The sequence below is a fragment of the Escherichia sp. MOD1-EC6021 genome (assembly GCF_002965245.1).
Classification (GTDB): domain Bacteria; phylum Pseudomonadota; class Gammaproteobacteria; order Enterobacterales; family Enterobacteriaceae; genus Escherichia; species Escherichia coli_F.
In genome coordinates, this window is the sequence record NZ_PTRU01000040.1 from 1 (window position 1) to 19,603 (window position 19,603).

Annotated in this window: 16 protein-coding genes and 3 pseudogenes; 13 read left to right on the top strand and 6 right to left on the bottom strand. The window is 45.2% G+C overall.

Features of this window, described 5'->3' with window-relative positions:
• Positions 1 to 77 (bottom strand): hypothetical protein (locus tag BEB54_RS29510; RefSeq protein ID WP_223196925.1); only part of this gene is annotated, 77 nt, incomplete at its 3' end.
• Positions 78 to 362: 285 nt separating this feature from the next.
• On the opposite strand from BEB54_RS29510, the gene aph(3'')-Ib reads away from it, so the two are divergent.
• Together aph(3'')-Ib and BEB54_RS24935 are read left to right on the top strand one after the other, a co-directional pair.
• Positions 363 to 1,166 (top strand): aminoglycoside O-phosphotransferase APH(3'')-Ib, encoded by an 804-nt coding sequence (gene aph(3'')-Ib / locus BEB54_RS24930; protein ID WP_001082319.1) that lies wholly within the window; start codon positions 363 to 365, stop codon positions 1,164 to 1,166.
• Complete coding sequence (locus tag BEB54_RS24935) at positions 1,166 to 2,002, top strand: aminoglycoside O-phosphotransferase APH(6)-Id (RefSeq protein WP_000480968.1); 837 nt, start codon at positions 1,166 to 1,168, stop codon at positions 2,000 to 2,002. The genes aph(3'')-Ib and BEB54_RS24935 overlap by 1 nt, the downstream gene beginning before the upstream one ends.
• 41 nt (positions 2,003 to 2,043) lie before the next feature.
• Here the strand turns inward: BEB54_RS24935 and BEB54_RS24940 are convergent, their stop codons facing one another.
• Positions 2,044 to 2,232, bottom strand: a complete 189-nt coding sequence (locus tag BEB54_RS24940; RefSeq protein ID WP_105282309.1) for an antitoxin Xre/MbcA/ParS toxin-binding domain-containing protein — start codon at positions 2,230 to 2,232, stop codon at positions 2,044 to 2,046.
• Between the two features lie 938 nt (positions 2,233 to 3,170).
• Entirely contained in the window at positions 3,171 to 4,757 is a 1,587-nt protein-coding gene (locus BEB54_RS24955; protein WP_105282310.1) for a hypothetical protein, read from the bottom strand.
• A 582-nt stretch (positions 4,758 to 5,339) separates the two neighbouring features.
• Between BEB54_RS24955 and BEB54_RS29520 the strand changes: the two genes are divergently transcribed.
• Positions 5,340 to 6,095, top strand: a complete 756-nt coding sequence (locus tag BEB54_RS29520) for a hypothetical protein (RefSeq protein ID WP_236943381.1) — start codon at positions 5,340 to 5,342, stop codon at positions 6,093 to 6,095.
• 55 nt (positions 6,096 to 6,150) lie between these two features.
• Here BEB54_RS29520 and BEB54_RS24970 read toward each other — a convergent pair.
• The 3 pseudogenes from BEB54_RS24970 to BEB54_RS24980 all read right to left on the bottom strand — a co-directional run.
• Positions 6,151 to 6,288: pseudogene (locus BEB54_RS24970) on the bottom strand (helix-turn-helix domain-containing protein); the annotation flags it as partial.
• Between the two features lie 85 nt (positions 6,289 to 6,373).
• Positions 6,374 to 6,520 (bottom strand): annotated as a pseudogene (locus BEB54_RS24975) (IS481 family transposase); the annotation flags it as partial.
• Between the two features lie 89 nt (positions 6,521 to 6,609).
• Positions 6,610 to 6,780 (bottom strand): annotated as a pseudogene (locus BEB54_RS24980) (alpha/beta hydrolase); the annotation flags it as partial.
• Between the two features lie 457 nt (positions 6,781 to 7,237).
• Here BEB54_RS24980 and fimA point away from each other — a divergent pair.
• From fimA to BEB54_RS25030, 10 genes are all read left to right on the top strand, one after another.
• Positions 7,238 to 7,801, top strand: a complete 564-nt coding sequence (gene fimA / locus BEB54_RS24985; protein WP_024218640.1) for a type 1 fimbrial major subunit FimA — start codon at positions 7,238 to 7,240, stop codon at positions 7,799 to 7,801.
• Positions 7,802 to 8,162: 361 nt separating this feature from the next.
• A complete protein-coding gene (locus tag BEB54_RS24990; protein WP_105277016.1) occupies positions 8,163 to 8,873 on the top strand; it encodes a fimbria/pilus periplasmic chaperone in 711 nt (236 codons plus the stop codon).
• 43 nt (positions 8,874 to 8,916) lie between these two features.
• Entirely contained in the window at positions 8,917 to 11,568 is a 2,652-nt protein-coding gene (locus BEB54_RS24995; protein ID WP_105277017.1) for a fimbria/pilus outer membrane usher protein, read from the top strand.
• A 13-nt stretch (positions 11,569 to 11,581) separates the two neighbouring features.
• Positions 11,582 to 12,112 carry a fimbrial protein gene (locus tag BEB54_RS25000; RefSeq protein ID WP_105277018.1) on the top strand — a complete coding sequence of 177 codons (531 nt, stop codon included), beginning with the start codon at positions 11,582 to 11,584 and terminating at the stop codon, positions 12,110 to 12,112.
• A gap of 12 nt (positions 12,113 to 12,124) precedes the next feature.
• A complete protein-coding gene (locus tag BEB54_RS25005) occupies positions 12,125 to 12,628 on the top strand; it encodes a fimbrial protein (protein ID WP_105277019.1) in 504 nt (167 codons plus the stop codon).
• A gap of 58 nt (positions 12,629 to 12,686) precedes the next feature.
• Positions 12,687 to 13,601: a fimbrial protein gene (locus BEB54_RS25010; RefSeq protein WP_105277020.1), complete on the top strand. Its 915-nt coding sequence runs from the start codon at positions 12,687 to 12,689 to the stop codon at positions 13,599 to 13,601.
• Positions 13,602 to 13,949: 348 nt separating this feature from the next.
• Positions 13,950 to 16,229 (top strand): acid resistance putative oxidoreductase YdeP, encoded by a 2,280-nt coding sequence (gene ydeP, locus BEB54_RS25015; RefSeq protein ID WP_000726741.1) that lies wholly within the window; start codon positions 13,950 to 13,952, stop codon positions 16,227 to 16,229.
• Positions 16,230 to 16,476: 247 nt separating this feature from the next.
• Positions 16,477 to 16,674, top strand: coding sequence for a two-component system connector SafA (gene safA, locus BEB54_RS25020; protein WP_085458752.1), 198 nt, complete (start codon positions 16,477 to 16,479; stop codon positions 16,672 to 16,674).
• Between the two features lie 74 nt (positions 16,675 to 16,748).
• Positions 16,749 to 17,510 carry an acid stress response transcriptional regulator YdeO gene (gene ydeO, locus BEB54_RS25025; RefSeq protein ID WP_032303032.1) on the top strand — a complete coding sequence of 254 codons (762 nt, stop codon included), beginning with the start codon at positions 16,749 to 16,751 and terminating at the stop codon, positions 17,508 to 17,510.
• A 400-nt stretch (positions 17,511 to 17,910) separates the two neighbouring features.
• Complete coding sequence (locus BEB54_RS25030; RefSeq protein WP_105277021.1) at positions 17,911 to 19,593, top strand: sulfatase-like hydrolase/transferase; 1,683 nt, start codon at positions 17,911 to 17,913, stop codon at positions 19,591 to 19,593.
• Positions 19,594 to 19,603: the final 10 nt, after the last annotated feature.

The window sequence follows — 19,603 nt, forward strand, 5'->3', positions numbered from 1 at the left end:
AAGCTGTTGAGTCGTTTTAAGTGTAATTCGGGGCAGAATTGGTAAAGAGAGTCGTGTAAAATATCGAGTTCGCACATTTTGTTGTCTGATTATTGATTTTTGGCGAAACCATTTGATCATATGACAAGATGTGTATCTACCTTAACTTAATGATTTTGATAAAAATCATTAGGGGATTCATCAGCACTCGGCTGGAAATCGCCGGTGGCATTTGAGAAAAAAGCCGCTTAAAATGAGAGATAGACCGGAACACAACCGGTGCAAGACCATGGAAAGCATGTTCTCGGACTTACGTAGCAACTCGTTTCTTTTCGCAGGTTGAGCCACCTCCGCGCTTCATCAGAAAACTGAAGGAACCTCCATTGAATCGAACTAATATTTTTTTTGGTGAATCGCATTCTGACTGGTTGCCTGTCAGAGGCGGAGAATCTGGTGATTTTGTTTTTCGACGTGGTGACGGGCATGCCTTCGCGAAAATCGCACCTGCTTCCCGCCGCGGTGAGCTCGCTGGAGAGCGTGACCGCCTCATTTGGCTCAAAGGTCGAGGTGTGGCTTGCCCCGAGGTGATCAACTGGCAGGAGGAACAGGAGGGTGCATGCTTGGTGATAACGGCAATTCCGGGAGTACCGGCGGCTGATCTGTCTGGAGCGGATTTGCTCAAAGCGTGGCCGTCAATGGGGCAGCAACTTGGCGCTGTTCACAGCCTATCGGTTGATCAATGTCCGTTTGAGCGCAGGCTGTCGCGAATGTTCGGACGCGCCGTTGATGTGGTGTCCCGCAATGCCGTCAATCCCGACTTCTTACCGGACGAGGACAAGAGTACGCCGCAGCTCGATCTTTTGGCTCGTGTCGAACGAGAGCTACCGGTGCGGCTCGACCAAGAGCGCACCGATATGGTTGTTTGCCATGGTGATCCCTGCATGCCGAACTTCATGGTGGACCCTAAAACTCTTCAATGCACGGGTCTGATCGACCTTGGGCGGCTCGGAACAGCAGATCGCTATGCCGATTTGGCACTCATGATTGCTAACGCCGAAGAGAACTGGGCAGCGCCAGATGAAGCAGAGCGCGCCTTCGCTGTCCTATTCAATGTATTGGGGATCGAAGCCCCCGACCGCGAACGCCTTGCCTTCTATCTGCGATTGGACCCTCTGACTTGGGGTTGATGTTCATGCCGCCTGTTTTTCCTGCTCATTGGCACGTTTCGCAACCTGTTCTCATTGCGGACACCTTTTCCAGCCTCGTTTGGAAAGTTTCATTGCCAGACGGGACTCCTGCAATCGTCAAGGGATTGAAACCTATAGAAGACATTGCTGATGAACTGCGCGGGGCCGACTATCTGGTATGGCGCAATGGGAGGGGAGCAGTCCGGTTGCTCGGTCGTGAGAACAATCTGATGTTGCTCGAATATGCCGGGGAGCGAATGCTCTCTCACATCGTTGCCGAGCACGGCGACTACCAGGCGACCGAAATTGCAGCGGAACTAATGGCGAAGCTGTATGCCGCATCTGAGGAACCCCTGCCTTCTGCCCTTCTCCCGATCCGGGATCGCTTTGCAGCTTTGTTTCAGCGGGCGCGCGATGATCAAAACGCAGGTTGTCAAACTGACTACGTCCACGCGGCGATTATAGCCGATCAAATGATGAGCAATGCCTCGGAACTGCGTGGGCTACATGGCGATCTGCATCATGAAAACATCATGTTCTCCAGTCGCGGCTGGCTGGTGATAGATCCCGTCGGTCTGGTCGGTGAAGTGGGCTTTGGCGCCGCCAATATGTTCTACGATCCGGCTGACAGAGACGACCTTTGTCTCGATCCTAGACGCATTGCACAGATGGCGGACGCATTCTCTCGTGCGCTGGACGTCGATCCGCGTCGCCTGCTCGACCAGGCGTACGCTTATGGGTGCCTTTCCGCAGCTTGGAACGCGGATGGAGAAGAGGAGCAACGCGATCTAGCTATCGCGGCCGCGATCAAGCAGGTGCGACAGACGTCATACTAGATATCAAGCGACTTCTCCTATCCCCTGGGAACACATCAATCTTACCGGAGAATATCGTTGGCCAAAGCCTTAGCGTAGGATTTCGCCCTCTCCCGCAAACGACCCCTTATCTCAGAGGGCGTTTTCCACTGTAATGCTCTGTTTGGTTCATTGCACCAGTTTAATGCTGCACTTTCGTTACCTTCAAAAAGATCAATAGCCTTTTGAAGAACATCATTTTTTGTCAGCATGTTTTACACCTGAAGACGTTTTGAGTGCTTCGATAAGACTACTTCGCTCTTCCTCTGTCATCCGGGATATGAGCAATGCAAGTTCTGCTGTTGTCTGATCATCACAAAAAGGCACGTTTAACTCTGCCGCCATCCGTCGAATCGTATCAATATCGGGGACATGGCGCCCTTTCTCATAATGATTCATACGACTGCTAGCCGATGCGGGATCAAAGCCAACATGAAGAATTGATAATTGCCGTGCCGAGCAGAGAAAATGAATTCCGGAAACTTTCTCTTGAGCAAGATAAAACACATATTAAGATAAATGAAAAAATAAAAACACTGATTAGGATTGGTAATAAAAATATTACAATAAGGCAATGAATTTTAAAAAGGATTTGAAGTTTAATACAGTCATGAAAAAGAGAGGGCAAAGCCGACCCCGCCCTCTCCCTTCATGCACTGATAAGCCTCACTAATAGGAGTGTTAGCAGCGCGTACCACTGTATGCTAGACCTGAAAAATATAATCTCAGCCAGTCCCAGATGCAACCTTTAACACTTCAACGCAACAAATTAAACAACGAATAGCCACAAACGTGTAGACAGTGCACTGATACGGATAAAAGTAACGCTCCTGAATTGCTCAATCAATGATATATACCCTGTTTTACTGACATATCTGACAGCGGGTGGATTTCCTTCAATTATTGATATAACACCATACGCACTACATCTGTCTCCACCAGAATATGAGGTGAAATTGTTGCGCACCGGTTAATCCGGGTGTACTGGTCAAACTGTTTTTACGGTGCGCCTGTTTTATAGCCTTCAGTTGCGCAATGCGTCGACTTCGCATGGTTTTCCTCATGACTGCCGCTTTATCATTGCGCAATTCGCCGATGTAGTCGGTGCCCCCCGGAAAATCAAACGGTTCTGGTTGTTCTCTGTACTGCTTCAGGGCGTATAGTCCGATACCTCAGCAGACGGGTTTTCCCCGGAGCGAGGCCTCTGGGGTTCATAATTAATCGTACAGCCAAAGTACCAAGCGTTCGGCCGGCTGGGCGGCCGGCTGGGCTTGCTGGTCAGTTTGTTCCAACACACATTAAGCATCTCCAGTCCGCTGGGCAGGCGGTCCGGCAGGCTGGTCAGCTGGTTATTACTCACATCAAGCACCTTCAGCCTGACGGGCAGCACCGGCAGATGGATCAGCTGGTTATTACTCACATTAAGCGTCCTCATATAGCCGGGCAGCTCCGGCAGGCTGCTCATGAGGTTAAAACGCACATCAAGCGTCACCAGCCCGGCGGGCAGCGCCGGCAGGCCGGACAGCTGATTATTACTCACATCAAGCATCACCAACCCGGCGGGCAGGACCGGCAGGCTGCACAGCCGGTTTCTACTCACATCAAGCTTCTCCAGACTGGCGGGCAGCACCGGCAGGCTGCACAGCTGGTTTTTACACACATAAAGATGCTTCAGCCCGGCGGGCAGGACCGGCAGGCTGTCCAGCCAGTTTCTTCTCACATCAAGCTCCTCCAGCCCGGTGGGCAGCTCCAGCCCGGTGGACCTGAAGAGATTGTTTCCACCCACATTAAGGTGCTTCAGCCCGGCGGGCAGGACAGGCAGGCTGCACAGCCGGTTTCTACTCACATCAAGCTTCTTCAGCCCGGCGGGCAGGACCGGCAGGCTGTCCAGCAAGTTTCTTCTCACATAAAGCTCCTCCAGCCCGGTGGGCAGGACCGGCAGGCTGCACAGCTGGTTTCCACTCACATCAAGCTTCTCCAGCCCGGCGGGCAGCTCCGGCAGGCTGGTCAGCATCAGATTTGCCAGTTCTAGTTCCAGTGCCGAAGCTCTATTGCATGCTCTATTGTATATATATGCCTTCACCCTACTAAGAGCTTCTGCCCTGTATTCCCCGGGAGCATTCACCTTGGCCCAGGCACGCCATGCCGTTATCTGGGCCACCCAGTCCGGGACTTTATCGATATACTTCCGGAGCAGTTTACAGTGTGGTTTATCGCCAGTTAGAGTTACAGACAACGCTACTTTTGGCATACCTGGTATGTACATTGTCATGATGGGCTCATCGACGACGGACAGGTTCAGTAAGAGCCCTATCGGCGGGTCTTCCTTTTTGGCCGGGATGGTGTAAATATTGGGATTGTCTGTGGACTCGAAGCTCAGGAACATATTTGTCAGCTGATCACTTTTGGTCAAACATTGATCGTGAAGGAGGGAACGACAAACCATGTGGATGAAAGTTTCTTCGGATGCGTTGTGTAATATGGTTGTATAATCTGATGAGGATAAATCATCCCAGTTTTCTATCTTACTGCTCTTGCTGCTCTTGCTGCTCTTGCTGGTCTTGCTGGTCTTGCTGGCTGCGATATCGTTTAATGAATTGTTTAATAAATCGGTTAATACATAGCCGATATGAAGACGGTTTGCTGTCTGGCTGGATTCATCGGGTGCCCAATATTCATTTTCATTGGGTTTAACATATACACCGGATGCACCGGATAAAGAAGTAGGCTGGAGCATGATACCTCACAAAAATGTGTTGATGAAAAGCTGGATTCTGTCCATATTCCCGTGAACCGGCTATCAAAATTCGCGCATTTTGCCAGGTATTCATGTGGTTAAAATTTATCTGGTGCGTTTCCGGTGGTTTTGCAGTTCACCAGCTACAATCGCTAGCAACGGCACATTTATACTCAACATAAGTTAAATCATATTGACTGTTAACTTACTTCATGAACCAAGATGCATCGTCAATGGAGGCTTAACATGGCGTCCTGTCTCATAATGATTCATACGACTTCTAGCCGATGCAGGGTCAAAGCCAACAAGGAGACCCAGAGAGCGCTGTGATAATCCCGCCCTGCATCTCGCTTCCTTAAGTCGCTCTGGTATCGGATTTTTTTCAGACACTGATTCATCTTCATTTGCCTCGAATGCTTAGAACGAAGAATGGAATGAATCGTATCATCATGTGACCCCGTAAATTTCTCGTTCAAGTCAGTTGCTTTTTTCTTTTGAATTCAGATGAACACCTGAGAATGTTTTACCTGCATCTGTGGATAATAGTTTACTTTTAGTCAGACGTTTAACGGAGCTACAACCATGCAACCTGTTCATAGTGTAAATGACCAGTATCGCGGTATTTCTACACCGCCGACTGTGAAGGATAAAATTTACAATGATATTATTTCGCTAAAAGAAGACTGGGTTTCCCTGGTGGATAGAATTTCCCGGAATGATTTTGATGTGAATAATACAAACTGCGACAATAGCGACGGGGAATTATTTGGCGAACCTCATTGTATGGCACCTGGTACGGATTGGAAAAAAGTAATAAAAAATTTACAGAGATTGAGTATCAGCGCCTGCCTTAAGCTGAATATACCAGCCAGTGACTGTTTTGACATTACCGGCGCGGATATACAAAAGTTTCTGTTTGCAAAAATCGACGAAGACATCTCGGGTTGGACCAAAGGTATGGACAGAGGGAATAAGGACAAACTGATAAGCATGTACAAAATGCTGTTCGATAACATACTGATGGATAATAAGTCAGATATTCCTGTTGATTTGCTGAGGGAATTAAATATTGTCAGCCATATTGTATTGACAGAAACTGGAAAACCAAAAACAGACGAAATAGCAAGGCACTCTGAAACCAGCCTCACCTACGGACAACTCCGGCAATGGAGTGATCTGAGTGTACGGCGGGCGGCCAGGAGTTTAGAGGATTACTGTCGGAACCTAAACATTAATGTGGACACTGTCAAACCCTACCTGACCCCAGACGGGCTTACTCCCCTCGGCGAAGAGATGCGGGATAATGTAAAAGTGCCGGGGCTCACTGTTGTGGGGTAAGGCCCTGCACATCCCGTGGCCCCCTGCATGGCTAAAGCATGGAAAGCGGAAGAAAAAGCGCAATGAGGTCGTAGGACGAACGGTTCGGGGAAGGCTGAAGAGTACGTATCTGGTCCTGAAGACCGGATAAACCTTCATCGGTCCAACGTTTAAGCCACTTGTAGCCAGTGGCAGGAGAAATGCCGTAGTGACGGACCCTGTAAATAATTCTGTGTAACTGCCCACGATTAAAGGTGGCCGCTCAGGCGGTCACCGTATTCGATAATAAATTGTGTGATTCATAGACATCGTTTCAATTTTCTCAGCTCAAGTTCAAGCTGGTTATTCTGTTCCTGTATATGCTCCTCATTGGGCTGATAGTTTGCGTGAACGGCATCAGAGTATGGCGTTTTCTTAGCAAGTTCAAAGTAGCGCGCCATCGGAGTTATCAGCCACCCACAGCTGGTCAGGATGTTCTGCCACGAACTGACGATTCACACAGTCGCCTGCGGCAACGACTTTCCTGCTGACTGTAAACAGAACGACGGTCGGCGGTGAAATAACGGTCTTTGCCCTCACCTACGCCATGGCCCAGCGCCCGGCTCATGTCGTACATCACGTTAGTAGCCATCGCTTTCACGCGGGCATCCATTGCGGCGTCGTTCAAAACCATACCTCCCCAGCCGCAAATACCGGGTAACCTGATACTTCAACAATAAGATTGGTGCGTGGATGATAGATTGCCAAATAATAATCCATCAAGAAATAATGACAACAAAAAAACATCAAGCAACCCTAATGTTATTTGGTCATATAAAACATTAATAAGTCTTGACCTTTCCTGACATTTTCCTTATTCGCAATAATATTCTGTTTAGACGTTGTTTATAAACATCATGCATAATGAAATCGTCATGTTATTTGGCGATATAAAAAAGTCTTTGAAAATACTCTCTACAACAAGTGCAGTTATAAGCTTGTTGTGACTGAGCGTCCTTGTGATTTAAAGATATTATCGTTCTTCATCAGATGTAATAACTCAGGAAATTATATTTTCAGGGTGACAGGCTAATCAAGAATGATTCTTTTTTATAAGCAATAACCGAATGACTGAATTGTTATATTTCTTTATTCAGCTGCTTAAATATAAACTTTGGAGAATTATGAAACTCAAACATGTCGGAATGATTGTCGTTTCTGTGTTGGCGATGTCTTCGGCTGCGGTTAACGCAGCCGAAGGTGATGAGTCAGTTGCGACCACCGTAAATGGCGGTGTTATTCATTTTAAAGGTGAAGTGGTAAATGCCGCTTGTGCGATTGACTCAGAATCAATGAACCAAACGGTTGAGCTGGGTCAGGTCCGTTCTTCTCGCCTGGCTAAAGCGGGTGACCTCAGTAGCGCTGTAGGCTTCAATATCAAGCTGAATGATTGTGATACCAATGTTTCCAGTAATGCGGCTGTTGCATTCCTTGGGACTACTGTCACCAGTAATGACGATACGTTGGCGCTTCAGAGTTCAGCGGCAGGCTCTGCCCAGAATGTCGGTATCCAAATTTTGGACCGTACGGGGGAGGTATTAATACTGGATGGGGCAACTTTTAGCGCTAAAACTGACTTGATTGATGGCACGAATATACTGCCATTCCAGGCTCGTTATATTGCCCTCGGGCAGTCAGTGGCCGGTACTGCAAATGCAGATGCGACCTTCAAAGTCCAATACCTATAATTCAGTATTCAGGTGGCTATACGTCATCTGAAATTAAAACAGGGTGTGTGTGGCATGGCTACTCACACCCGAAAAAATTCATCAATGTTTATCTCATTATTACTAAGGAATGACTTATATTTTGGAACGATATGAAAAAATCATAGAGTATCTAAACGATTAATAAACAAGGCAGTTAAAATTACTGTGATTTTAAAAATCACTCTGAAGACAATTTTTTATTTCAATAGAGAACCAAGTTTTATTACCAGCGCATTAAGTCTGGAAACCCGGCCATCCGCCATAGCATTAGCAATATTTACCATTTTCTGATGTGACGGTTTCCCCCGCTTAGCCTATCAACACATGGAGAACACATCAGATGCAGACGACTCGTACGCCCTACTCTGTTTCTTTTATGGCGACAGTATTACTTTCATTGATCTTTCTTTGCCATAGTACCATTGCCAATGCAGCGGTAGCTCTAGGTGCAACTCGTGTAATATTTCCAGCAAATCAGAAACAGGTTTTATTGCCTGTCACGAATAATGATCCTGCCAGTGTCTATCTTATTCAGTCATGGATAGAAAATGCGGGTGACCAAAAAGATACCCAGTTTGTCATTACCCCACCGCTTTTTTCTATGCAAGGCAAAAAAGAGAATACGCTGCGGATTATCAACGCCACTAATCATCAGTTACCGGGCGACCGGGAAAGCCTGTTTTGGGTAAATGTCAAAGCTATTCCTGCTATGGAAAAAGATCAGAAAAATGCAAATACATTACAGCTCGCAATTATTAGCCGCATAAAAATGTTCTATCGCCCAATGAATTTGGCAATAGCACCTGACCAAGCTCCGGAAATGCTTCGTTTCCGCCGCAGTGGTAGCAAACTGACACTTATTAATCCGACCCCCTACTTCATTACCGTAACGAATATGAAAGCAGGAAATAGCGATCTCCCAAACACCATGGTGCCTCCAAAAGGTGAAATTTCGGTGGATTTTCCTCATGGTACATCCGGGGATATCAGCTTTCAGACGATCAATGATTACGGTGCATTAACACCGCGTATTAAGGCAACCATGCATTAAGAACTGACCTAATTAATAAGCATAAACTCAATCGGAACTAATAATGACAGCCTTTCGTGCCGCATTTAAGGCATATCGTATGCATCATGTGTTACTACTGCCTCGCTTTGCACGGCTTACCTTTGCCCTTGGCTTAGCTACAGCGGTTTTTCCCGTAGAAGCAGAGTATTATTTTAATCCACGGTTTTTAAGCAATGATCTTGCTGAGTCTGTTGATTTATCTGCCTTTGCTAAGGGACGCGAGGCACCACCTGGTACATATCGGGTCGATATTTATTTGAACGACGAATTTATGACCACTCGGGATGTTACTTTTGTTGCAGATGAGAATAACTCAGATCTCACCCCATGTCTGAGTACAGACCTTCTTGTCAGTCTTGGCATAAAAAAATCAGCGTTATTAGCCAATAAGGACCATTTGGCAGGAAAAAATGTGCCGGATAACAACGCATGTACACCACTTCAGGATCGTTTGGCTGATGCATCTACTGAGTTTGATGTTGGTCAGCAACATCTGTCGCTCTCCGTTCCGCAGATTTATGTCGGCAGAATGGCCCGTGGTTATGTCTCTCCTGACCTGTGGGAAGAAGGAATAAACGCAGGCCTACTGAACTATAGTTTTAATGGTAATTCTATCAACAATCGTAGTAACCATAACGCCAGCAAAACCAACTATGCATATCTGAATTTGCAGAGTGGCATCAACATTGGCAGCTGGCGACTACGTGATAACTCAACGTGGAGTTATAACAGTGGGAGTAACAACCCATCTGACAGAAATAAATGGCAACATATCAATACGTCTGCTGAACGTGACATTATTCCCTTACGCTCACGGTTAACGGTGGGTGATAGTTATACCGATGGCGATATTTTTGAAAGTGTGAACTTTCGTGGCCTTAAAATAAACTCAACGGAAGCGATGTTGCCCGATAGCCAACATGGTTTTGCTCCGGTGATTCATGGTATAGCCCGTGGCACAGCCCAAGTCAGTGTTAAACAGAACGGATACGATGTTTATCAGACTACGGTCCCTCCCGGCCCTTTTACTATTGATGATATTAACTCTGCGGCTAATGGCGGTGATCTGCAAGTTACGATAAAAGAGGCAGACGGCAGTATTCAGACTTTATATGTCCCTTATTCATCTGTCCCGGTTCTCCAACGTGTTGGTTATACGCGTTATGCACTTGCCTTGGGAGAATATCGTAGTGGAAATAACCTGCAAAGCTCCCCAAAATTCATTCAGGGCAACGTAATGCATGGTCTGGAGGGAAACTGGACACCTTATGGCGGGATGCAAATTGCAGAAGATTATCAAGCTTTCAACGTGGGTATTGGTAAAGATCTTGGCCTTTTAGGTGCCTTTTCTGTCGATATCACGCAAGCCAATACGACACTTGCGGATGATACTCGTCACAGCGGACAATCGGTAAAATCTGTTTACAGTAAATCTTTCTATCAGACGGGAACGAATATCCAGGTCGCAGGATATCGATATTCTACGCAAGGATTTTATAACTTATCTGACAGTGCATACAGTCGAATGAGTGGTTACACCGTCAAGCCTCCGACCGTAGACACCAATGAACAGATACAATTTATTGATTATTTTAATCTGTACTATAGTAAACGTGGTCAGGAACAAATAAGTATTTCTCAGCAGCTTGGAAATTACGGTACGACCTTTTTCAGTGCCAGTCGCCAAAGTTACTGGAACACGTCACGCAGCGATCAGCAAATATCATTCGGGTTAAATGTACCGTTTGGCGATATTACGACTTCGCTGAATTACAGCTATTCCAGTAATATATGGCAAAACGATCGGGATCATTTACTCGCTTTTACACTTAATGTTCCCTTCAGCCATTGGATGCGTACAGACAGTCAGTCGGCATTTCGTAATTCAAACGCTAGTTATAGCATGTCAAACGATTTGAAAGGCGGTATGACCAATCTATCTGGGGTTTATGGCACACTGCTGCCGGATAATAACCTGAATTATAGTGTTCAGGTCGGTAATACCCGCGGAGGTAATGCATCATCTGGCACCAGTGGTTACAGTTCTCTTAATTATCGAGGGGCTTACGGTAATACTAATGTCGGTTACAGTCGTAATGGCGATAGCAACCAGTTTTACTACGGAATGAGTGGTGGAATTATTGCTCATGCTGATGGTGTCACCTTTGGACAGCCGATGGGTGACACTATGGTTCTGGTTAAGGCTCCTGGCGCGGAGAATGTTAAAATAGAGAACCAGACAGGAATACATACAGACTGGCGTGGCTATGCAATATTACCATTTGCGACAGAATATAGAGAAAATCGTGTCGCTCTTAACGCGAATTCCCTTGCCGATAATGTTGAACTGGATGAAACCGTGGTCACGGTCATCCCTACTCATGGTGCTATTGCCAGAGCAACATTTAATGCACAAATCGGCGGTAAAGTATTAATGACTCTGAAATACGGCAATAAACCAGTTCCATTCGGTGCAATTGTGACTCACGGTGACAATAACAATGGCAGCATTGTTGCTGAAAATGGTCAGGTCTATCTGACAGGACTTCCACAATCAGGAAAATTACAGGTTTCATGGGGCAACAATGCAAACGCTAAATGTATTGTTAATTACAAGCTTCCTGAAGTCTCTCCTGAGAACTTACTGAGTCAGCAAACAGCAGTCTGTCGCTAAGGAACACTAGATTATGAAACACAATAGCATTATTTTCCTCGGTTTATGTCTGGGGTTAACCACCTATTCTGCTTTATCTGCAGATAGCATTATTAAAATTAGCGGGCGCGTCCTGGATTATGGCTGCACAGTTTCATCTGATTCGCTTAATTTTACCGTAGACCTACAAAAACACAGTGCCAGGCAATTCCCAACGACTGGAAGCACAAGTCCAACCGTTCCTTTCCAGATTACGTTAAGTGAATGTACCAAAGGGACTACGGGGGTTCGGGTTGCATTTAGCGGGATAGAGGATTTAGAAAATAATACTCTGCTGAAACTGGATGAAGGAAGCAATTCTGCTTCCGGTTTGGGTATTGAAATTCTGGACGGAAATATGCGCCCAGTAAAAATAAATGACCTTCATACCGGAATGCAGTGGATCCCTCTGACTCCTGATCAGGATAATATTTTGCCTTACTCGGCCCGTTTGAAGTCAACACAAAAGTCCGTCAATCCAGGACTGGTTAGCGCTTCGGCAACATTTACCCTTGAATTTCAATAATCAGAGTCAGATATGAATAGAACTTTCCAAAGACTTCTGTTGGCTACGCTCTGTGCGCTATTTTCAGCAACGCTTCAGGCCGCTGATGTCACTATCACTGTTAATGGTCGGGTAGTTGCTAAACCCTGCACTATTCAAACCAAAGAGGCTAGCGTTAATCTCGGGGATCTTTATACACGCAATCTGCAACAACCTGGTTCTGCATCTGGCTGGCACAATATTACTTTATCATTAACCGATTGTCCGATTGAAACAAGTGCAGTGACGGCAATCGTAACAGGTTCAACTGACAATACGGGTTATTACAAAAATGAAGGTAGTGCCGAAAATATTCAAATAGAGCTGAGGGATGATCTGGAGGCGACGTTAAAAAGTGGCGATAGCAAAACGGTTATTGTTGATGAGATCACACGTAATGCACAGTTTCCACTTAAGGCAAGAGCTATCACGGTGAATGGAAACGCAAGCCAGGGAACGATCGAGGCGCTAATCAATGTGATCTATACCTGGCAATAACATCGATTCGATTTTATAAGCCTCTTTTTTAAATCAATTTTTAACCTAAGGATTTATCATGGGAAAAAAAATTAGTATAAATGTCCTGTTCAGTATTTATTTTCTTTTGATGGCAGGTAAAGTCTTCGCCTTCAGTTGTAATGTTGATGGTGGGTCAAGTATTGGCGCAGGTACAACTTCTGTGTATGTTAATCTCGATCCTGTCATTCAACCAGGTCAGAATCTGGTTGTAGATTTGTCTCAGCATATAAGTTGCTGGAATGATTACGGCGGCTGGTACGACACAGATCATATTAACTTAGTACAAGGCTCAGCTTTCGCAGGCTCCCTACAGTCATATAAAGGATCGCTGTACTGGAATAATGTGACCTACCCCTTTCCGTTGACGACAAATACCAACGTGCTGGATATTGGTGATAAGACACCGATGCCCTTACCGTTAAAACTCTATATTACCCCTGTCGGGGCGGCCGGTGGCGTTGTCATAAACGCGGGAGAAGTTATTGCTCGCATTCATATGTATAAAATTGCAACGTTAGGAAGTGGAAATCCGCGTAACTTTACATGGAATATTATTTCAAATAACAGGGTTGTTATGCCAACGGGCGGCTGTACCGTTGATAGTCGTAATGTCACAGTGAGTCTCCCGGACTTTCCTGGAAGCGCAGAAATACCCCTGGGCGTATATTGCTCAAGTGAGCAAAAGCTCTCATTTTATCTTTCGGGCGCTACCACTGACAGTGCCCGACAAGTGTTTGCTAATACAGCACCTGACGCAACAAAAGCATCAGGAGTCGGTGTCTCCCTGATGCGTAATGGAAAAATACTGGCTACGGGAGAAAATGTCTCCCTGGGAACTGTAAATAAAAGCAAAGTACCCCTGGGCTTAAGTGCAACTTATGGACAGACAGGAAGCAAGGTCGCAGCTGGAGCAGTACAGTCAGTCATTGGCGTTACATTTATCTATGAATAATTGTGATGTTGACCCTGTTATACTTTAGGTTGTGCTTTCCATTCACTAAAATTACGCGGATAATTCTTTCCTGAAAGAAATTATCCTACACCTGTAAGAAAATCCGCGCACAATTGAAGTCAGAGTCTTATTTTATATATTGAAAAGTATGTTAACTTAAAGACTATGAGAGATGATGCTTAACTTATCGCATTTATACTATTCTGTTATGTGACGATAATGAGTTAAAAATAGAATGAGAGTAGCCCCCTACTCTCATATATCCAAATGGCCGATAAACCCATTATATATACTGCGCATCATCGCTATTACAAATCCTAATAATTCATTTCCACACAGGATAAGCTGATGAAGAAAAAAATTGAATCCTACCAGGGAGCTGCCGGTGGTTGGGGGGCTGTCAAATCTGTAGCGAATGCAGTCCGTAAGCAGATGGATATACGCCAGGAAGTGATTGCCATGTTTGACATGAATAAGCCAGAAGGCTTTGACTGTCCAGGATGTGCATGGCCAGATCCTAAGCACAGCGCGTCATTCGACATTTGTGAAAACGGCGCAAAAGCAATCGCCTGGGAAGTCACCGATAAGCAGGTGAATGCCTCTTTTTTCGCTGAGAATACGGTTCAATCATTACTTACCTGGGGAGATCACGAACTCGAGGCTGCGGGGCGTCTCACTCAACCTTTGAAATATGATGCCGTCAGCGACTGTTACCAGCCATTAAGCTGGCAACAAGCTTTCGACGAAATTGGCGCACGTCTTCAAAGTTATAGTGATCCAAATCAGGTTGAATTCTATACTTCGGGCCGCACTTCCAATGAAGCTGCCTTTCTTTATCAGCTTTTTGCCCGTGAATACGGTACCAATAACTTTCCCGACTGCTCAAACATGTGCCATGAACCGACCAGCGTAGGTTTGGCAGCGAGTATCGGCGTGGGTAAAGGGACCGTGTTACTGGAAGACTTTGAGAAATGCGATTTAGTCATTTGCATTGGGCATAACCCTGGTACAAACCACCCTCGCATGCTGACTTCGTTGCGCGCTTTAGTGAAACGGGGAGCGAAAATGATTGCCATCAATCCTCTGCAGGAGCGTGGCCTGGAGCGATTTACCGCACCACAGAACCCGTTTGAAATGCTGACGAACTCCGAGACTCAATTGGCTAGTGCTTACTATAATGTGCGCATTGGTGGCGATATGGCGTTGCTAAAGGGGATGATGCGCCTGTTAATTGAGCGCGATGATGCTGCAAGTGCTGCGGGTCGGCCCTCATTGCTGGATGACGAATTCATTCAAACGCATACCGTCGGCTTTGACGAGCTACGCCGTGACGTTCTCAATTCCGAGTGGAAAGATATCGAACGTATTTCTGGACTAAGTCAGACACAAATCGCCGAACTTGCTGATGCATATGCCGCTGCCGAACGAACCATTATCTGTTACGGAATGGGGATCACTCAGCACGAACATGGTACCCAGAACGTACAGCAACTTGTCAATCTGCTGTTGATGAAGGGTAACATTGGCAAGCCTGGTGCGGGTATCTGCCCACTACGTGGTCACTCTAATGTACAGGGCGACCGAACCGTCGGTATCACCGAGAAACCGTCTGCAGAGTTTCTGGCTCGCCTGGGTGAGCGCTATGGCTTCACCCCACCTCATGCACCTGGACATGCTGCAATCGCCAGCATGCAAGCAATATGTACGGGGCAAGCTCGAGCATTGATCTGCATGGGGGGCAACTTTGCACTGGCAATGCCAGATCGGGAAGCGAGCGCTGTACCGTTAACGCAATTAGATCTGGCGGTACACGTTGCCACAAAGCTTAACCGCTCACATCTGCTGACTGCACGGCATAGCTATATTCTGCCGGTTCTGGGACGTAGCGAGATTGACATGCAAAAAAGCGGTGCGCAGGCGGTAACCGTTGAGGATTCAATGTCAATGATTCATGCCTCGCGTGGCGTGTTAAAACCCGCAGGTGTCATGCTGAAATCAGAGTGTGCTGTGGTCGCGGGAATCGCGCAGGCAGCGCTCCCCCAGAGCGTGGTGGCCTGGGAGCATCTGGTGGAAGATTATGATCGCATTCGCAATGACATTGAAGCTGTGCTGCCAGAGTTCGCCGACTATAACCAGCGCATCCGCCATCCTGGTGGTTTTCACCTGATAAACGCAGCTGCTGAAAGGCGCTGGCTGACGTCGTCAGGTAAGGCTAATTTTATTACCAGTAAAGGGTTGTTAGAAGATCCCTCTTCGGCGTTTAACAGTAAGCTGGTCATGGCGACAGTGCGCAGTCACGATCAGTACAATACGACGATTTATGGTATGGATGACCGCTATCGAGGGGTATTCGGTCAACGAGATGTGGTCTTCATGAGTGCTAAACAAGCTAAAGTTTGCGGTGTAAAAAACGGCGAAAGAGTTAATCTTATTGCGCTTACGCCAGACGGTAAGCGCAGCTCACGCCGCATGGATAGATTAAAAGTGGTCATTTACCCTATGGCTGACCGCTCACTGGTGACCTATTTTCCAGAATCGAATCACATGCTAACACTTGATAACCACGATCCATTAAGTGGCATTCCTGGCTATAAAAGTATTCCGGTTGAATTAGAACCATCAAATTAATTCGCCTCCTCATTTCTTCTGCTGTCATCCGCACAGCAGAAGAATTCCTCATTGACCATTGTCGCGCAATTTACTCACATGTGCTAAATTAAACTGCTCGCTATAAGATATATACCTCCGCCTACAGCTGTAAGAAACTCCGCTCAGTACTGAAGCACCAGTCCTATTTCCTCTTTTTTCCAGCCTGTTATATTAAGCATACTGATTAACGATTTTTAACGTTATCCGCTAAATAAACATATTTGAAATGCATGCGACCACAGTGAAAAACAAAATCACGCAAAGAGACAACTATAAAGAAATCATGTCTGTAATTGTGGTTGTCTTATTACTGACACTTACGTTGATAGCCATTTTTTCGGCAATTGATCAGCTGGATATTTCAGAAATGGGTCGCATTGCAAGAGATCTTACACATTTCATTATCAATAGTTTGCAAGACTGAAAATAAACAGCAAATTATAAATATGAAATGTTAAAAAAGTATCGATAAAAACTTTATTGTTTTAAGGAGATAAAATGTCGCTCGTTTGTTCTGTTATATTTATTCATCATGCCTTCAACGCTAACATTTTAGATAAAGATTACGCCTTCTCTGACGGCGAGATCTTGATGGTAGATAACGCTGTTCGTACGCATTTTGAACCTTATGAGCGGCATTTTAAAGAAATCGGATTTAATGAAAATACCATTAAAAAATATCTACAATGCACTAACATCCAGACAGTGACGGTGCCTGTTCCTGCGAAGTTTTTACGTGCTTCAAATGTACCGACTGGATTGCTTAATGAAATGATTGCTTATCTCAACTCGGAAGAACGCAATCATCATAATTTTTCAGAACTTTTGCTTTTTTCTTGCCTGTCTATTTTTGCCGCATGCAAAGGTTTCATTACACTATTAACTAACGGTGTGCTATCCGTATCAGGGAAAGTGAGAAACATTGTCAATATGAAGCTGGCACACCCATGGAAACTAAAAGATATTTGTGATTGCCTGTATATTAGTGAAAGCCTGCTGAAGAAAAAACTAAAGCAAGAGCAAACGACATTCTCACAAATTCTTTTAGATGCCAGAATGCAACACGCAAAAAATTTGATACGCGTAGAAGGTTCAGTCAATAAAATTGCCGAAAAATGTGGTTATGCCAGTACATCTTATTTTATTTATGCTTTCCGCAAACATTTCGGCAACAGTCCAAAGAGAGTTTCAAAGGAGTACCGTTGTCAAAGGCACACGAATATGAACACGGGCAACACGATGAATGCTTTGGCTAATTGATTATTCGCTCACGTATAGTCAACTACAAACGCTAAGTAAGAATTAAAGGGGCAGCTATTACCTGCCCCAATCTGTCGTTACGAATTGTATTTCAAGATGAGAATTGGTGATATACATCACATATTTATGTATCTAAATAATCTGTTTCATATTTATTTATGATCCCAATGCAATAAATTGCCATCAAAACACATAAATACACTAAATATCAATTAGTTAGATATTTAGCATTGAGAAATTACTTGGCTCAACAGAAAGCAATGTCAACGCTTTTTAGACTGTTGTTTCTCTTTTTTTAGCCAAATCTGCTATCTCTTTATGTGACTCACTTCACTTACATCATCTTATTTCTCTTCGTAAAATTACTTTGGAATTAAGTACAATAAGAAGAGGAACATTTATGAAGTCTGCATTGAAGAAAAGTGTCGTAAGTACCTCGATATCTTTGATACTGGCATCTGGTATGGCTGCATTTACCGCTCATGCGGCAGATGATGTAAAGCTGAAAGCAACTAAAACAAACGTTGCTTTCTCAGACTTTACGCCGACTGAATACAGCACTAAAGGAAAGCCAAATATCATCGTACTGACCATGGATGATCTGGGTTATGGACAACTTCCTTTTGATAAGGGTTCTTTTGACCCAAAAACAATGGAAAATCGTGAAGTTGTCGATACCTACAAAATAGGGATAGATAAAGCCATTGAAGCTGCATCAAAATCGACGCCAACACTGCTTTCGTTAATGGATGAAGGTGTACGTTTTACTAACGGCTATGTGGCGCACGGGGTTTCCGGTCCCTCCCGCGCCGCAATAATGACCGGTCGAGCGCCCGCTCGTTTTGGTGTGTACTCCAATACTGATGCTCAGGATGGTATTCCGCTGACAGAAACTTTCTTGCCTGAATTATTCCAGAATCATGGTTATTACACTGCAGCAGTAGGTAAATGGCACTTGTCAAAAATCAGTAATGTGCCAGTACCAGAAGATAAACAAACGCGTGACTATCATGACAACTTCACCACATTTTCTGCGGAAGAATGGCAACCTCAAAACCGTGGTTTTGATTACTTTATGGGATTCCACGCTGCAGGAACGGCATATTATAACTCCCCTTCTCTGTTCAAAAATCGTGAGCGCGTCCCCGCAAAAGGTTATATCAGCGATCAGTTAACCGATGAGGCAATTGGCGTTGTTGATCGTGCTAAAACACTTGACCAGCCTTTTATGCTTTACCTGGCTTATAATGCTCCGCACCTGCCAAACGACAACCCTGCACCAGAGCAATATCAGAAGCAATTTAATACCGGTAGCCAAACAGCAGATAACTACTACGCTTCCGTTTATTCTGTTGATCAGGGCGTAAAACGCATTCTTGAACAACTAAAGAAAAACGGACAGTATGACAATACAATTATTCTATTTACCTCCGATAATGGTGCAGTTATCGATGGTCCTCTGCCGCTGAACGGAGCGCAAAAAGGCTATAAGAGCCAGACTTATCCTGGCGGTACCCATACACCAATGTTTATGTGGTGGAAAGGAAAACTTCAGCCCGGTAATTATGACAAGCTGATTTCCGCAATGGATTTCTACCCGACAGCTCTTGATGCAGCCGATATCAGCATTCCAAAAGAGCTAAAATTGGATGGTGTTTCATTGCTGCCCTGGTTGCAAGATAAGAAACAAGGTGAGCCACATAAAAATCTGACATGGATAACATCTTATTCTCACTGGTTTGATGAGGAAAATATTCCATTCTGGGATAATTACCACAAATTTGTCCGCCATCAGTCAGACGATTACCCGCATAACCCCAACACCGAGGACTTAAGCCAATTCTCTTATACGGTGAGAAATAACGATTATTCGCTTGTCTATACAGTAGAAAATAATCAGTTAGGTCTATACAAACTGACGGATCTACAGCAAAAAGATAACCTTGCTGCCGCCAATCCGCAGGTCGTTAAAGAGATGCAAGGCGTGGTAAGAGAGTTTATCGACAACAGCCAGCCACCGCTTAGCGAGGTAAATCAGGAGAAGTTTAACAATATCAAGAAAGCACTAAGCGAAGCGAAATAACTAAACCTTC

Excerpts from the sequence above, each read along its gene's own strand:
- BEB54_RS24935 (WP_000480968.1), top strand. The coding sequence starts at position 1,166 with ATGTTCATGCCGCCTGTTTTTCCTGCTCATTGGCACGTTTCGCAACCT.
- BEB54_RS24940 (WP_105282309.1), bottom strand. The coding sequence starts at position 2,232 with ATGCTGACAAAAAATGATGTTCTTCAAAAGGCTATTGATCTTTTTGAA.
- BEB54_RS24955 (WP_105282310.1), bottom strand. The coding sequence starts at position 4,757 with ATGCTCCAGCCTACTTCTTTATCCGGTGCATCCGGTGTATATGTTAAA.
- BEB54_RS29520 (WP_236943381.1), top strand. The coding sequence starts at position 5,340 with ATGCAACCTGTTCATAGTGTAAATGACCAGTATCGCGGTATTTCTACA.
- fimA (WP_024218640.1), top strand. The coding sequence starts at position 7,238 with ATGAAACTCAAACATGTCGGAATGATTGTCGTTTCTGTGTTGGCGATG.
- BEB54_RS24990 (WP_105277016.1), top strand. The coding sequence starts at position 8,163 with ATGCAGACGACTCGTACGCCCTACTCTGTTTCTTTTATGGCGACAGTA.
- BEB54_RS24995 (WP_105277017.1), top strand. The coding sequence starts at position 8,917 with ATGACAGCCTTTCGTGCCGCATTTAAGGCATATCGTATGCATCATGTG.
- BEB54_RS25000 (WP_105277018.1), top strand. The coding sequence starts at position 11,582 with ATGAAACACAATAGCATTATTTTCCTCGGTTTATGTCTGGGGTTAACC.
- BEB54_RS25005 (WP_105277019.1), top strand. The coding sequence starts at position 12,125 with ATGAATAGAACTTTCCAAAGACTTCTGTTGGCTACGCTCTGTGCGCTA.
- BEB54_RS25010 (WP_105277020.1), top strand. The coding sequence starts at position 12,687 with ATGGGAAAAAAAATTAGTATAAATGTCCTGTTCAGTATTTATTTTCTT.
- ydeP (WP_000726741.1), top strand. The coding sequence starts at position 13,950 with ATGAAGAAAAAAATTGAATCCTACCAGGGAGCTGCCGGTGGTTGGGGG.
- safA (WP_085458752.1), top strand. The coding sequence starts at position 16,477 with ATGCATGCGACCACAGTGAAAAACAAAATCACGCAAAGAGACAACTAT.
- ydeO (WP_032303032.1), top strand. The coding sequence starts at position 16,749 with ATGTCGCTCGTTTGTTCTGTTATATTTATTCATCATGCCTTCAACGCT.
- BEB54_RS25030 (WP_105277021.1), top strand. The coding sequence starts at position 17,911 with ATGAAGTCTGCATTGAAGAAAAGTGTCGTAAGTACCTCGATATCTTTG.